This window comes from Microbacterium sp., from assembly GCF_026393345.1.
Lineage (GTDB): Bacteria > Actinomycetota > Actinomycetes > Actinomycetales > Microbacteriaceae > Microbacterium.
The window spans coordinates 14,746-27,964 of sequence record NZ_JAPLAI010000029.1; the positions used below are offsets into that span (position 1 = coordinate 14,746).

Genomic DNA, 13,219 nt, shown 5'->3' on the forward strand with positions numbered 1-13,219 from the left:
TTCGGATTCCGTGTACTGAGCAGTATCCCACTGTGGTCCCGGTCGTGTCAACGGATCCACGGGAAACCGCGCGAACAGTGGTGCGGCGGCCCACCCCGACGCGATACCCTCGCCTCATCCACGCCTCGGTCGATCGACACTTCTTCTTCGAAGGCAGGTTCTGATGGCATCGTTCACTCGCGGATTCGGCTCGAGGCGTCGGGAAGAGGATCCCCGCATCCCGCCCGGCCAGTACCTCACCGACGATTTCCCGGTGCTCTCCGCCGGCCCGACGCCCCGGGTGTCGCTGGACGATTGGTCGTTCAGCATCCGGACGGAGACCGGGGGCACGACGGCTTGGTCGTGGGACGAACTCATGGCGCTGCCGATCGAGACCGTCGACACCGACATCCACTGCGTCACCCGGTGGTCCAAGCTCGGCACCACCTGGCGGGGCGTCTCGCTCGACACCCTGTTCGAAAAGGTGGACACCTCGGCGGAGTTCGCGATGGCGCATTCCTACGGCGGGTACACGACCAACGTCCCGATGGCGGACCTCCTCGGCGGCAAGTCCTGGGTCGCGTTCGAGTTCGGCGGCGCGCCGCTCGAACCCGAGCACGGTGGTCCCGCACGCCTGCTCGTGCCGCACCTGTACTTCTGGAAGAGCGCGAAGTGGGTCAGAGGGATCGTGATGCACGAACACGACGACCCGGGCTTCTGGGAGCAGAACGGCTACAACATGCACGGCGACCCGTGGACCGAGGAGCGGTATTGGTGAGGACCACCGGGTGGCTGCCGGCACGCATCACCGACGTGCAGCCGACCACCGCCCACGCCCGTGTGCTCACCGTCGAAGTCCCCGGCTGGCCCGGGAACGAACCCGGGCAGCACCTCGACGTGCGCCTCACGGCGGAGGACGGCTATCAGGCCGAGCGCTCCTACTCGATCGCGTCCTCCGGCCCCGGCACCTCGCTGGAGCTCGGGGTGGACGTCGTTCCGGACGGGGAGGTCTCGCCCTACCTGGGCGAGATCGCCGAGATCGGCGACATGCTCGAGGTGAAGGGACCGCTCGGCGCCTACTTCGTGTGGGATGCGGCAGACCCGTCGCCGGTGCAACTCATCGCGGGCGGGTCGGGCATCGTGCCACTGCTGGCGATGACGCGGGCGCGGGACCGACGCGCGGATGCGGCACCCTTCCGGCTGCTGTACTCGGTCCGCTCCCCTGAGGACGCCATGTACCGGTCTGAGATCGAGGAGCTCGGCGCGCGAACGCTCGAGCTCACGTGGGCGTACACGCGGTCCGCTCCGGACGGGTGGAGCGGGCCCGTCGGGCGGCTCACCCCGGCGCGGGTGGCCGCGGCGTCCTGGGCACCCGATGCGCGTCCGCTGACATTCGTGTGCGGGCCGACATCGTTCGTCGAGGCGGTCGCCGACGCGCTCGTCGCTGCGGGGCACGACCCCGCTCGCGTGCGCACCGAGAGGTTCGGAGGAAAGTGATGTCTGACGACTTCCGGCCCCGCCGGTCGCAACGACTCGACGGCAACGCGATCCTCGGATCGCTGTCAGTGTTCGGCGACCGGGACGTGAGCGAACTCCTGGTGGAATGCGGATCGTGTCACGCGCGCACCCCGCTCGCCTGCTGGGTCGTCGAGGCCGACGACACGGCGTACATCGTGCGCTGCCGGGAGTGCACCCGCACCGCCTGGACGATCCTGCGCGACGGCGACCGGGTCACGGTCCGTGTCGCCGGGCCCGTCACGGTCATCGCGGGGTAGTCGCCGCATCCGTCAAGCCCTGTCGGTGCCACGGCGGCGCCCCTAATGTGACGGTCACCGACGGAAGGAGACCCCATGTCCACAGGCGCATTCCCGCCCCCGGCCCCACTGGACGACGACGCTGCTGACGAGCCGATCCGCGAGGATGACGGCGAAGAGGTGCTCGACGAGGACGCGAACGACGACATCATCGACAGCGCAGAGGCCGATCGCCTCGCCGCGGAGAAGGGCTCGGCCGGCTGATCCCGCCTCAGAGCGCGAGGAGTCGCCGGGTGTCGCCGTAGACCTCGAGTCCGGCGCACTCGGCGACGCCCTCGAGCAGGACGGTCCCGCTCGGCGACACGTGTCGCAGCCGGACGCGCGCATCGAGCGTCTCCTCCACGCGCTGATGCATGGCCGTGCGCAGCGGCGCATGGAGGAGGCCCCCGCGGACGCGCTCCGCATCCAGTTCCAGCGTGCCGTCGGGCCCCTCCACCTGCCACCGCACCCGGGTGTCGTCGATCGTGAGCTCGACCTCGCGGGACCGGTTGTATGTCGTCCACCGATACAGGCGACCGCCGTGGCGCAGCCCCATGACCGACCCGCGGAACGCCCCGCGGAGCCAGGGGATGATCGCGACGGATGCCACGAGCGAGGCATCCTTTCCGTCACCCGTGTCTGCGTCGATGTGGTTGCTGGCCATCCAGACGTAGCCGTCCGGGAAGGCACGCCCCCAGTCCTTCTCGATATACCCGTGCCCACCGTGGAAGGAGTGCTCGACGCCGTCGATCTCCAGCGCCCCCGCGACGCCGTGACCGAACGACACCACGCCGTGGAAACACTCCATGAACGGCACGAGGCCGTACCAGCCCATGATCCCTGGCTCCCGCGCGGTGACCGGCCACGGCGCCAGCGGCGTGGTGTAGTCGACTCGGCCGCGGAGCCCGGGCAGGTCCAGCTGCACGCTCGAGGCCGTGAACCGATTGCCGCCGAGCCGGACGTCGAACCGCCGGTCGGAGGCGGCGAACTCCTCGGGTGCGAACCGGTGGTACCAGGAGCGCCCGGTGAGTCCGTCGAGCACCTGCACGAACGCCTCATCGGTCCGGCCGCCGTCGAGCCCGCGGAAGACACCGGGGATCACCGCCCACCGCTGCGAACGGTCGGCCGAGACGAGCTTGACGTACCAACCCTCGAAGAAGCCCCGCGTCACGCCGCGCCCGTGGAACGCCTCGGGATGCCGCACACCGCGAAGCCACGCCGCCGGCGACCTCATGCGTCGGCGGAGCGCGGGAGCACGGTGAGCACGCGCTGGATGTGATCGCGGAACTCGGCCATGTAGGCCCGGAGGAACTCTTCGGTGCCGGTGTTGTGGACGGCTCCGTCCTCGGCGAAGACCTCCGGGGTGAAGTGGATGTACGCCTCGGGCGAGGTCATCTGCCGCGCGTTGCAGAACGCGAGCACTGCACGCAGGCTCTGCTGCGCCACCGCCGTGCCGATCACCCCGATCGAGGCGCCGATGACGGCGGCCGGGATGTGATCGAACGAGTTCTGGCCCCAGGGGCGCGACGCCCAGTCGATCGCGTTCTTGAGCGCACCCGGGATGGACCGGTTGTACTCGGGGGTGACGAACAGGACGGCGTCCATCGAGGCGATGGCATCTTTCAGCGCCCGCGCCCGCGGCGGGTAGTCGGCGTCGAAGTCAGGGCTGTACAGCGGAAGATCGCCGATCGGGATCTCGGTGAAGTCGAGATCGTCGGGAGCGAGCCGGATCAGAGCCCGGGCAAGGATGCGATTGATCGATGTGGACGACAGACTGCCGACGAAATAGCCCACCTGGTACGACATGACGGCTCCCTTCGTGGGTGAGGAGAACCAGTGTGCCCGCCGCGTCCCGAACCGGACACCCCCTTGCGGACGTGACGAGGGGAACCGATGTCAGACGAGGGGGACGGTGTGGATGCTGCTGGTGAGCGTCGTGCCGTTCAGGTCGAGGTAGACCTGTCCCTCGGTGACCGACAGGCTCATCGTGTTGCGGCGCTCGAGCAGAGGTGTCGCGGAGTCGATGAAACCGGGGTCGAAGCTGCGCAGCGTGATGTCCTCCACCCGGTGGATCTTCTTCCCGGCCCAGGATGCGAGCATCTTCGCCGGGTCGCGGTGCGTATAGACGACCGTCCGTTCGGCGAGCTTGCTGCCGTGGTGGAGGCGCTCCGCAGCCGGGGCGCCCACTGCGATCCACGCCATCAGCCGGCCGGTGGCGTCGCGCACCACGACGGCGGGCTCCTCCTGCGACGAGAGACCCTCACTGAACGCGATGCCCTCGCAGGCCTCGAGGCAGTACGCGAGCACCCGCGTCATCATGTAGGCGTCGGTCTCGGACGGGTGCCGCGCGACCCGCAGGATGAGCTCGTCGTAGACGCCGCGGTCCATGTCCGCCAGTTGCACGGTGAACGTGTGGATCATTGCGCCGGTCGCCATTCGACCGAGCCTACGCGGCGGAGCGCGACTGCCCGCGCCCGTGCGGAGCGCGCGAGCCGCTGAGCGGGTTCACACCTCTCCGGCGAGCCACCGCCGGATCCACTCGCCGCGCACGCGGTGCGACTCCTCGGAGACGGACGCATCCTCCACGGCGCAGTCGAACGCGTGGAATCCCCCGGACCAGACATGAAGCTCGGCCCGGTTGCCGCGACGCCACAGGTCGGCGGGAAGCTCCGCGCGCTCCCCCGGCGGGATGGCGTCATTGCACGGCGGAGGACTCATCGCCGGCGATCGGTTCGACGGGGTGGACGTCAGGAACAGCACCCGGGCCGCCGATAGGCCAGCAGCCCGCCCGGGAGCCCGATGTCGGTCGGCAGCGCCGCGCCGAACGCGACGAGTCCCGCCTGCAGGGGCGGCGCCACCGGCACCGCGGTCATACGCCGCCCTCGTCAGGTGAGAGGGGGAGACGCTCACCGTCTCGCCAGACGGCGCGGGGGGTGAGGTCGGCGTCCCACAGCACCAGATCCGCCCGGGAGCCCGGGGCGACGCGCCCGAGGTCGCCCCGCCCTATGGCGCGCGCGGGCACCCGCGTCGCCGCGGCCACCGCCGCCGCGAGCGGGATACCCCACGAGACCGCGTTGCGCACGGCCTGGTCGAGCGTGAGCGTCGACCCGGCGAGCACATCCGTGCCCCGCAGCGTGGCAGCGCCGTCGGCGACGGTCACGGCGAGCGTGCCCAGCATGTACTCGCCCTCGGGCGCCGCGGCGCCGGCCATCGCGTCGCTGACGAGCGCGACGCGTCCCGGCGCGGCGGCGAACAGCATCCGCACGACGTCGGGGTGCACGTGACGCCCGTCGGCGATGACCTCGAGCGTCATCCGCTCGTCGGTGAGAGCGGCGCCCACCGGACCCGGAAGTCGGTGATGCAGGGGCGGCATGGCGTTGAACGTGTGCGTCAGCAGGGTCGCCCCCGCATCCATGGCCTGCGTCGTGATATCGACATCCGCGTCGGTATGCCCGACCGCGGCGACGGCACCGGCGGCCGCGATCCTCCGGACGGCATCGAGTCCGCCGTCGAGTTCGGGCGCCAGGGTGACCTGTCGCACGAGACCGGTCGCGAGTAGGGCGTCCAGTTCGACGGGCTCGGGTGCGCGGAGGACGGCCGGGTCGTGGGCGCCGCAGTGGCCGTGGTCGATGAACGGGCCCTCGAGATGCACCCCGAGGATGCCCGGCTCCGCCGCAGCCATCCCGCCGATGCGGTCCACCTGGGCAAGGAGCGGCGCGGGGGCTGCGCTGACGAGAGACAGCACGAACCGTGTCACGCCGTGTCGGGCGTGCGCCGCGAGCGCGCGCCGGATGCCGGCTTCGTCCTCGTCATAGGCGGACCCCGCCCCGCCGTGGTTGTGGATGTCGACCATGCCGGGGGTGAGCAGGGCATCCGGGCCGGCGATCGTCGTCGCGTCGACGATCTCGTCCGTGCCGGGCTGCCAGTCGTCGCCGACACCCGCCTCGACCACGACGCCGTCGCGGGCGCGGTCACCCGCGTCCCACGTCGCCCGGACCAGGTCCAGGTTGCGGCTGATGGTGCCGACGACATCGGCCGCGGTGGTGTCGTGCGCCCGCCGGCTCACCTTCAGGCCGAGCCACGGGACGTCACCGGCGGCGGCCAGCGCGGCACGCACGTGGGCGTCGTCGAGCAGTGAGCCGGAATCCGGCTCGGCGGCGAGAAGGGGAAGGTGGGCGTCCGACCACGCGGCGCCGTAGAGCCCGTCGGTGCCGGCCGTACCGGAGAAGACGAGTCCGCGCAGGCGGCCGGATGCGGCGACCTCGGCGATCTGTGCCGTCACGGCGTCCGCGTCGCGGAGCTCGACCGCGGAGCGACCCCAGTTCAGCCAGAGACCGATCGGGACGTCGGTCGCCGCGATGACGGCGAGTTCCTCCCCCACCGGGAGGAAGCCCTTCTCGAAGGGCTGGCCCGGCACGAGTGCGTCGCAGTGCTCGATCACGAGCTCCGCTCCGTCCCAGTCCATACCCGCGATCTCCGTCAACGACGCAGCGAGGGCGATGGCGTCCGCTCCGCCGCGCGGTGCCGTGTGCAGCGCGACGACAGCCACGTCTGCGTCCGAGGCCTCCCGGAGGGTCCGAACGTCCGCCGCGAGACGGCGCAGATCGGCGATCGCAGCCTCACGGCCCGCCGCCGCTGGCGAGGCGATGCCGTAGGTCGGGTCCGCGGCACACCGGCCCATGATGAAGGGAAGGGGCGTCACGGCCAGACGCGTCCCGGCAGGGATATGCCGCAGGAACCAGTCGGGATCGTGGGGATGGAGCGCGCCCATCCACGGCACCTCCAGCCCCACGACGTCCGGCAGCGCCACCAGCGCCGGCAATAGCTCGCCCTCGAGATCGGGATCCCACCGGCCGTGTGCCGGCGACGCCGCGTAGGCGCTGAGAAGGAAGCGAGGGCGAGCGGGCGCGGCGTCGGAGGTCATCGAGTCACGATATCCCGATGGCACCGCCGCCCGGGCCTCGATCGCCACGGCCGAAGCGCTCACTCGCGCGGCGGCTCTCGGTCGAACGGTCTCGGTCGATGAAGTGGTGCGGCAGGCCTGAGCGGCACGCATCACCCGGCGAGAGCGCGGTGCACCGAGGCGATGGCGCTCGATCCTTCGCCGACCGCGGCGGCGACCCGCTTCATGGACCCGCGTCGGACGTCCCCCGCCGCGAAGACCCGCGGAATCGACGTCTCGAACGGCAACGGTTCGCGGCCCATCCGCTGCCAATGGTCGAGCGTCTGTGTCGTGACATCGGTGCCGGTGCGGATGAACCCCGCGTCGTCCCGGTCGAGCATCGAGACCCACCCCGTCGCCGGGTCGGCGCCGATGAAGCAGAAGAGTCCCCGCGCCGCGACGGACCCGGCGGTGTCGATCTCGACGGCTTCCAACCGGTCGGCGCCGGCGAGTCCGACGACGTTCGAGCGCGTGTGGACCTGGATGCGGGCGTCGGTGTGGATGCGGTCGACGAGGTACGACGACATGGTCGCGCCGAGGTCGCCGCGACGCACGACCAGATGGACGGGGCAGCCGTTGGCCGCGAGGAAGAGAGCCGCCTGTCCCGCGGAGTTCGCCCCGCCGACCACCACCACCGGGGACTCCGCGACCTGGCGCAGCTCCAGCGGTGTGGCGGCGTAGTGGATGCCGCCGCGTTCGAAGTCCTCCCACCGCTCCAGCGGCAGCTGACGGTAGTGCGCACCGGAAGTCACCACCGCGGAACGCGCGTGGATGATGCCGCCGTCGGCGAGAGTGACCTCGACGCCGCCGTCCACGGAGCGCAGTGCGGCCGCCTCGCACGGAGCGCACACCCGGACGCCGAACTTGATCGCCTGTAGCGTGGCCTGCCCGATCAGCGCGCCGCCGCTCACCCCGAACGGGAACCCGAGGAAATTCTCGATCCGACTCGTCGCGGCCGCCTGGCCGCCTGGGGCCACCGCATCCAGCAGCACGGCGCTCAGTCCCTCCGAGGCGGCGTAGATTGCGGCGGCGAGTCCCGCAGGTCCCCCACCGACGATGACGACGTCCACGACCCCCTCCTCACCGCGCTCATAGGCGAGGCCGAGACGCTCCGCTACCATGCCCGGGGTGGCGCGGACGAGCGGCTCACCCTGAATGTAGGCGACCGGGAAATCGGCGGGATCGATGCGGTGAGCCGGGTTCTCGATGACCTCGTCCGGCGCGAGCCCGACCGCGGTGTGCACCAGGTCGAACCGTTCGGCGAAGCGGCGGAGCGCGAGGAATTCCTGGCTCGTGGCGTCGCCGACGAACTTGAGGGTGTATGCCGCGGTGCCCTTCCGCAGCGACTCGCGCCGCTCCCAGAGGGCGTGCAGGATGATGTCGCCGAGCTCGTCGTCCTCCGCGAGCACGCGGCGGAGGTCGGCACGGGCAAGGCTCCGCACCCGCCCAGGGCCCACGGCGCGGGCGGACAGGAACGCGCTCTGCCCGTTGAGCAATCCGAGCTCGCCGACGAAGGAGCGGGGCCCCACCCGCGCAACGACTTCCTCACCCAACCATCGGAGCGGGTCTCGGACGAGCTCGACCTCACCCTCCTCCACCAGGATCATCGGGTAGTCCCGTTCGCCGGTGCGGAACACGAGGTCGCCGTCGGCGACCGTCCGCGGCACGGCGCGGGCGCACAGCCGCTCCCACTGTTCCTCGGACAGGCTCGGGGCGAGTCGCGGGTCTTCGACGAATTCAGCCATCGTTGTCCTCCTCCGTGCACCTCCCACCCTGGCGTAGAGTGCCCGCATGGTCGAGGCCCCGATCGATACTTCCGTCCCCCCGTCCGGATCCGGCTGCGTCGAATGCGAGGACAGCGGCGGCTGGTGGGTGCATCTGCGCCGGTGCGCGACGTGCGGGCACATCGGATGCTGCGATTCGTCGCTCGGCCGTCACGCGACCGCCCACTTCCAGACCACCGGGCACCGGTTCATCCGCAGTTTCGAACCGGGCGAGTCCTGGTTCTGGGACTACGAGGCGCAGGAGTCCTTCGAGGGGCCCGACCTGGCGCCGCCGTCGAACCGTCCGGAGAGCCAACCGTCACCGGGCCCCGCGGGGGCGGTGCCGGACGACTGGCGGGAGCTGCTGGCCGAGCGCGGCTGAGGCCCATCCGACGGCGTCCCAGCCGATGCTCGGCCGGGACCGCTAGGGTGGCGGCACCGGCGAATGCCGGATCAGGGAAGACTTCTCGTTGACCGTTGGGCAGTGACGGTCGCCTCCTCTGAATCACTCAGAGGATTACTCATGCCCCCGTTCCCCCTTTCCGCCGCATCCGACGTGCTCGTCCCGTCCCTTCCGATCGGCTCGACCGCGGTCGTGTTCTGCGAAGGCCAGTTCGGCGAGCAGGACGGCAAGACCGCGAACGGTCTCGTCCGCCACTCCGAGAAGTACGACATCCTCAGCGTGCTCGACAGCACGCGCGCCGGTGCCGACGCCGGCATGGTGCTCGACGGCCGCGCCAACCGCATCCCGCTGCTGGCGAACCTGGACGAGGCGATCGCCCACGCCGGCCACGTGCCGGACTACCTCATCTGCGGGCTCGCCCCCTCCGACGGACTGCTCTCCCCGGCGCACCGGACAGTGCTGCTCGAGGGCATCTCACGCGGGATGCACCTCATCAACGGGTTGCACGAGTTCCTGGGCGACGACATCGAGTTCGCTGCTGCGAGCCTCCGCGCTGGCGTCACCATCACCGATGTCCGCCGTCCGAAGGACAAGCGCGACCTGCACCAGTTCTCGGGACGGATCTTCGACGTGCCGTGTCCGCGGATCGCGGTGCTCGGCACCGACGGGGCCATCGGCAAGCGCACCACCGCCACCCTGCTCGTGCAGTCGCTCAACGCCCGCGGGATCCGCGCGGTGCTGGTCGGCACCGGCCAGACCACCCTCATCCAGGGCGGGAAGTACGGCGTCGCGCTCGACGCGATGGTCCCGCAGTTCTGTGCCGGCGAGGTGGAGAACCAGGTCGTCGCGGCCTGGGAGGGCGAGCACCCCGATGTGATCGTCGTCGAAGGGCAGGGTGCGCTCAGCCACCCCGCCTACCTGACCTCCGCGTACATCCTGCGTGGCAGCCGCCCGGCCGGCGTCATCGTGCAGCACGCCCCGAAGCGCGTCACCCTGGGCGATTTCCCGGAGATCTCGATGCCGACCGTGGCGAGCGAGATCGCCCTCATCGAGGCGTTCGCCGACACCACCGTCATCGGCGTCACGGTGAACCACGAACACATGGCGGATGCCGAGATCAGCGCGGTGATCGATGAGTACGAGCGCGAGCCCGGCATGCCGGTCACCGACGCGCTGACGCGACCGCTCGACCGCCTGGTCGACATGGTGCTCCGCGCCTTCCCCGCGCTCCAGGCACTCCCCGCCACCCGCCCCTAACGCCGGGGGGATGGTCCCGCTCACTTGTCGTTTGGTGCACCCTCGACGCGCATCATGCGACACGTGGGCAGGACCGTCACATATGGCTGATCTCCGCTCACACGACCCCGCATCCGCGACGGGCGAACGGCGACGCGGGGGGCCGCGCGGTCAGGCCGTCGTGATCACCATCGGTACGGCGACCGACTTGAGTCCCTCCACGCCGAACTCCAAGCCGTAACCCGACCCCTTGATCCCGCCGAACGGGACCATGGGGTGGATGCCGCCGTGCGCGTTGATCCACACGGTCCCGGCTTCGAGCTGCAGGGCGACCTGCCGCGCCGCATCCGGGTCATCCCCCCACACGGACGCACCGAGCGCCGCGTCGAGCGCGTTCGCCCGAGCGATGGCATCGGACACGTCGGTGTACTTGATGACGGGCAGTGCCGGACCGAACTGTTCCTCGTCCACGAGCGGTGCGCCGTCCTCGATATCCGCCACGATCGTCGCCTGGAAGAAGGTGGGGCCGAGTTCGGGGGCCGGTGAACCGCCCGCTGCGATGCGCGCCCCGCGATCCCGTGCGTCGTCCACCAGCCGCTTGACGATGTCGAACTGCCGTCGGTTCTGCAGCGGCCCGAGGACGTTGCCCGCGTCCAGCCCCACCCCCATCGGCGTGGCGGCCGCCCGCTTCGCGAGCTCATCGACGACCTCCTCGTACTGGGACTCGTGGACGTACAGGCGCTTCAGGGCCGCACACGTCTGGCCGGTGTTCAGGAATGCTCCCCAGAACAGGTCGTCCGCATGCGTGGCGATGTCGGTGCCGGGCAGCACGATACCGGCGTCGTTGCCGCCGAGTTCCAGCGTCAGGCGAGTGAGATTGTCGGCCGAACTCTTGATGATGGCCTTCCCGGTCGCGGTCGATCCGGTGAACATGATCTTGTCGAACCCCGGGTGCGATGCCATCGCTGCACCCACCTCCCGGTCACCGGAGATGACGTGCAGGACGTCCTCCGGCAGCACGTCGTTCATGACGGCGACGAGCGCCTGCACCGACAGCGGCGTGTACTCCGACGGTTTGACGACGACGGAGTTCCCCATCTTCAGCGAGGGCGCGACCTGCCAGATCATGATCATCAGCGGCCAGTTCCACGGCCCGATCGCCGCGACCACTCCGACCGGCTTGTAAATCAGCTCGGACCGGTTCCCCGGCTCGTCCACGAGCACCTCGCTCGGGACGGAGGTGGCTGCGGTCGCCCGCAACCAGGCCGAGCACGCGCCGATCTCGAAACGCGCGTTCGGCCCCTCCAACGGCTTGCCCTGCTCACGCGACAGCAGCACGGCGAGCTGCTCCGCCTCGGCGTCGATGGCGTCCGCGAGAGCGAGCAGATAGGCGTCGCGGCGCTCCTGCGAGAGGGCGGCCCACCCCTTCTGTGCACGGCGCGCGGCCTGGTACATCCGCTCCAGGTCGGCGACCGTGTGCCTCGCGGTGCGCCCGATGATCTCGCCGGTGGCGGCGTCCGGGATCTCGCGACCGTCGGCCACGGTCACTCGTTCGATCAGTGTCATGGTGACTCCTTCAGGTTTCCGGGGTGGTCAATCGGCGAGCAGGAACTCCGCCGCCTTCTCACCGATCACGGCGGAAGGGGCGTTCGTGTTGCCGGTCGTGATGGTGGGCATGACCGAGGCATCAGCGACGGTCAGACCGGTGATCCCGCGCACCCGCAGGGTCGGGTCGACGACGGCGCGGGCATCGGTCCCCATGCGGCAGGTGCCGACCTGGTGGTGGTAGGTGATCACGCGCTCCCGGACGTAGTTCGTGAGCGCCTCGCCGGTGACCCCGGGTCCGGGGTACACCTCGCGCGCCCCCCACTCCTCGGCGAGCGCGGGACGCGAACCGACACGACGGCACTGCTCGACCGAGGCGAGCATGCTCTGCAGGTCGCGCTCATCGGCGAACACCTGCGGATCGATGAGCAGCCCGTCCGCGGGGTCCGTCGAGGCGAGCTTCACCGTGCCCCGGCTCTTGGTGGAGATGATGCCGGCCATGAGGGAGAACCCCCACGGGATCGGTTCCATGTCAGGCTCCAGCATCGGGACGCTGAAGGTGATCGGCTGGGTGTCGGGGACCTCGAGCGAGGGATCGCTCTTCCAGAACCAGTGACTCTGCGTGACCGAGCGATGCGGCTGAGGCGGCTCCACCTCCCGCTCCGTGCCGAAAATCACCGGCACCAGGAAGTGATCGTGCAGGTTCTCCCCGACCGGGAGGTCCGCCACCACCGGGATGCCGAGGGCCTCCAGGTCGCCGGCGGGTCCGATACCGCTGCGCAGCAGCAGCTCTGCCGAGCCGAGCGCACCCGCCGAGAGAACGATCTCATCCGCGGTGATGGTCTCGGAGCCGTCGGGGCCGTAGACCTCGATCCCCGTCGCGCGGGTACCGTCGAACACCACGCGAAGCACCGCGGCACCCGTGCGCACGTCGAGCCTTCCGGCCGAGACGGCGGGCTGGGCGTAGGCGTCCCAGGTGGACACACGGTCGCCGTCCTCGATCGTCACCTGCTGGCGAGAGACGCCCTCGATGCTCTCACCGTTGTAATCCGAGTTGAGCGGGAGCCCTTCCTCCACCGCCGCGGCGATGATCGACTCCTGCACGGGATGCATCGGCTGGTTCTCCTCCACCGGCAGCAGTCCGTCCGTGCCACGGAGCGGGGAGGGTGTCCCGGCCCATCGCTCGATGCGCCGGTACACCGGCTCGACGTCCGACCATGCCCATCCCTCGGCACCCGCTGCTGCCCAGCCGTCGAAGTCGGCGGGAGCGCACCGCACCCAGATGGCGGCGTTGAGGGAGTGGGATCCGCCGAGGACCTTTCCCCGGGGCAGGTGGATGCGGCGGTCGGCGGCGTGCGGCTGCGGCACCGTGAAGTAGTCCCAGTCCGCATCCCCGTGCCACAGCTGATTGAGCCGGCCGACGTCCTGCACGTCGGCGCGGCGGTTGTCGCCGCCGGCTTCGACGATGAGGGTCTTCTTGCCCGCATCCGCCAGCCGGCGGGCGATGATCGAACCGGATGTTCCGGCGCCGACGATGACGACGTCGTAGTGGGTCATT

The 13,219-nt window shown here is 70.4% G+C and carries 15 protein-coding genes; 6 read left to right on the plus strand and 9 right to left on the minus strand.

Annotation, left to right across the window (positions count from 1 at the left end; all coding sequences use genetic code 11):
- The first annotated feature begins 163 nt into the window (after positions 1–163).
- The 4 genes from NT132_RS03545 to NT132_RS03560 all read left to right on the plus strand — a co-directional run bounded on the left by NT132_RS03545 (position 164) and on the right by NT132_RS03560 (position 1,997).
- Positions 164–757 (plus strand): sulfite oxidase-like oxidoreductase, encoded by a 594-nt coding sequence (locus NT132_RS03545; protein WP_297784862.1) that lies wholly within the window; start codon positions 164–166, stop codon positions 755–757.
- Entirely contained in the window at positions 754–1,476 is a 723-nt protein-coding gene (locus NT132_RS03550) for a ferredoxin reductase (protein WP_297784865.1), read from the plus strand. The genes NT132_RS03545 and NT132_RS03550 overlap by 4 nt, the downstream gene beginning before the upstream one ends.
- The gene (locus tag NT132_RS03555; RefSeq protein WP_297784868.1) at positions 1,476–1,754 is read left to right on the plus strand and encodes a DUF6510 family protein; all 279 of its coding nucleotides are present in this window, start codon (positions 1,476–1,478) and stop codon (positions 1,752–1,754) included. The genes NT132_RS03550 and NT132_RS03555 overlap by 1 nt, the downstream gene beginning before the upstream one ends.
- A gap of 75 nt (positions 1,755–1,829) precedes the next feature.
- Positions 1,830–1,997, plus strand: a complete 168-nt coding sequence (locus tag NT132_RS03560; RefSeq protein WP_297784871.1) for a hypothetical protein — start codon at positions 1,830–1,832, stop codon at positions 1,995–1,997.
- Between the two features lie 7 nt (positions 1,998–2,004).
- Here NT132_RS03560 and NT132_RS03565 read toward each other — a convergent pair whose 3' ends face one another.
- From NT132_RS03565 to NT132_RS03595, 7 genes are all read right to left on the minus strand, one after another.
- Positions 2,005–3,006, minus strand: coding sequence for a tocopherol cyclase family protein (locus NT132_RS03565; protein ID WP_297784873.1), 1,002 nt, complete (start codon positions 3,004–3,006; stop codon positions 2,005–2,007).
- Positions 3,003–3,578 (minus strand): NADPH-dependent FMN reductase, encoded by a 576-nt coding sequence (locus tag NT132_RS03570; protein WP_297784876.1) that lies wholly within the window; start codon positions 3,576–3,578, stop codon positions 3,003–3,005. The genes NT132_RS03565 and NT132_RS03570 overlap by 4 nt, the downstream gene beginning before the upstream one ends.
- Before the next feature lie 90 nt (positions 3,579–3,668).
- On the minus strand, positions 3,669–4,208 hold the full coding sequence (locus NT132_RS03575) for a YaeQ family protein (RefSeq protein ID WP_297784879.1): 540 nt from the start codon (positions 4,206–4,208) through the stop codon (positions 3,669–3,671).
- 69 nt (positions 4,209–4,277) lie between these two features.
- The gene (locus NT132_RS03580; RefSeq protein ID WP_297784882.1) at positions 4,278–4,490 is read right to left on the minus strand and encodes a hypothetical protein; all 213 of its coding nucleotides are present in this window, start codon (positions 4,488–4,490) and stop codon (positions 4,278–4,280) included.
- A 29-nt stretch (positions 4,491–4,519) separates the two neighbouring features.
- On the minus strand, positions 4,520–4,645 hold the full coding sequence (locus NT132_RS03585) for a hypothetical protein (protein WP_297784885.1): 126 nt from the start codon (positions 4,643–4,645) through the stop codon (positions 4,520–4,522).
- Entirely contained in the window at positions 4,642–6,696 is a 2,055-nt protein-coding gene (locus NT132_RS03590; RefSeq protein ID WP_297784888.1) for a DUF4862 family protein, read from the minus strand. Before NT132_RS03590 ends, NT132_RS03585 begins: the two co-directional genes overlap by 4 nt.
- Positions 6,697–6,827: 131 nt before the next feature.
- Positions 6,828–8,459: a cyclic nucleotide-binding domain-containing thioredoxin-disulfide reductase gene (locus NT132_RS03595; protein ID WP_297784890.1), complete on the minus strand. Its 1,632-nt coding sequence runs from the start codon at positions 8,457–8,459 to the stop codon at positions 6,828–6,830.
- Between the two features lie 46 nt (positions 8,460–8,505).
- On the opposite strand from NT132_RS03595, the gene NT132_RS03600 reads away from it, so the two are divergent.
- The gene (locus NT132_RS03600) at positions 8,506–8,859 is read left to right on the plus strand and encodes a UBP-type zinc finger domain-containing protein (protein ID WP_297784893.1); all 354 of its coding nucleotides are present in this window, start codon (positions 8,506–8,508) and stop codon (positions 8,857–8,859) included.
- A 141-nt stretch (positions 8,860–9,000) separates the two neighbouring features.
- Positions 9,001–10,137, plus strand: coding sequence for a DUF1611 domain-containing protein (locus NT132_RS03605; protein WP_297784896.1), 1,137 nt, complete (start codon positions 9,001–9,003; stop codon positions 10,135–10,137).
- A 150-nt stretch (positions 10,138–10,287) separates the two neighbouring features.
- On the opposite strand, the gene NT132_RS03610 is transcribed toward NT132_RS03605, so the two are convergent.
- Both NT132_RS03610 and NT132_RS03615 read right to left on the minus strand, forming a co-directional pair.
- Positions 10,288–11,682: an aldehyde dehydrogenase family protein gene (locus NT132_RS03610; protein WP_297784899.1), complete on the minus strand. Its 1,395-nt coding sequence runs from the start codon at positions 11,680–11,682 to the stop codon at positions 10,288–10,290.
- 27 nt (positions 11,683–11,709) lie between these two features.
- Positions 11,710–13,218, minus strand: a complete 1,509-nt coding sequence (locus NT132_RS03615) for a GMC family oxidoreductase (protein WP_297784902.1) — start codon at positions 13,216–13,218, stop codon at positions 11,710–11,712.
- Between the last annotated feature and the right edge of the window lies 1 nt (position 13,219).